This window comes from Actinomyces sp. HMSC065F12 (assembly GCF_001814535.1).
Lineage (GTDB): Bacteria > Actinomycetota > Actinomycetes > Actinomycetales > Actinomycetaceae > Pauljensenia > Pauljensenia radingae_A.
The window spans coordinates 1-581 of record NZ_KV817040.1 but is presented as its reverse complement, the minus strand read 5'-3'; the positions used below and the strand labels follow the sequence as shown (position 1 = coordinate 581).

The following is a 581-nucleotide window of genomic DNA, read 5'->3' as shown; positions in this document are numbered from 1 at the left end:
TGGGTCACTGGCGTCGACTTTTCAACCAGGCTGGCGATGACGCTTTCGACTACGCGCACAACGCCAGGTATCAGATGATGGTGACCCGCTGGATGGACGAGCACGAAAACTGATCAGCATAAAAAATGATGGCCTCGCACCCGGCTGGCAATGGACGCCAGTAGGTGCGAGGCACACGAGAAAAGGGGCTTGAAAAATGACGATGAGTTATACGGACCTTGAGCGCGCGGTCAGTGAGGCACTGTCGCACTGCGAGGGCGAATACGATGTCGACGAGATTGTCAGTGACCTGTGGAAAGACGATCTCACAGTAGACAGCCCGGAATTTTGGGACATTGTGCTGCGGCACGAGCTGACGGAGGACGAGCAGGCACGGCGCGCCCTGGAGGCTGAAATGGAGCAGGACGCGCGGCGAGCCAAAATGGTCGACGAGGCAGAACGCCAGCACAACAGGAACAAGTATGATCGCCGGTTCCTGCCTCCCACTAGTAGGGAGATTGTCGACGCGCTGCACAAGGTGCGCAAGGCAGCCCTCAACCTGCGCACACCGGCTGAGAAAGACAAGGGCGTCGCCGTGAAGC

1 protein-coding gene is annotated in these 581 nt (G+C 58.5%); it reads left to right on the top strand.

The window, feature by feature from the left end:
* Positions 1-196 precede the first annotated feature (196 nt).
* On the top strand, positions 197-581 hold a 385-nt coding region (locus HMPREF2975_RS10230; RefSeq protein ID WP_141757412.1), incomplete at its 3' end, for a hypothetical protein.